The sequence below is a fragment of the Secundilactobacillus silagei JCM 19001 genome, from assembly GCF_002217945.1.
Lineage (GTDB): Bacteria > Bacillota > Bacilli > Lactobacillales > Lactobacillaceae > Secundilactobacillus > Secundilactobacillus silagei.
In genome coordinates this window covers 1-250 of sequence record NZ_BCMG01000058.1, presented here as the reverse complement: position 1 = coordinate 250, position 250 = coordinate 1, and the positions used below count along the sequence as shown (strand labels likewise).

Genomic DNA, 250 nt, shown 5'->3' with positions numbered 1-250 from the left:
TCCCTCACGGTACTGGTTCACTATCGGTCACTAGGGAGTATTTAGCCTTGGGAGATGGTCCTCCCGGATTCCGACCAGGTTTCACGTGTCTGGCCGTACTCAGGATCCTGAACTGAGAGCAATGAATTTCGTCTACGGGGCTATCACCCGCTATGGCCGGTCTTCCCAAACCGTTCGACTATTCATTGCTTTGGTAACTCAAATGTTCAGTCCTACAACCCCAGGAAGCAAGCTTCCTGGTTTGGGCTGT

1 rRNA gene is annotated in these 250 nt (G+C 52.0%); it reads right to left on the bottom strand.

Annotated elements, in window-relative coordinates:
- A 23S ribosomal RNA gene (locus CES79_RS12535) occupies positions 1-250 on the bottom strand; the annotation flags it as partial.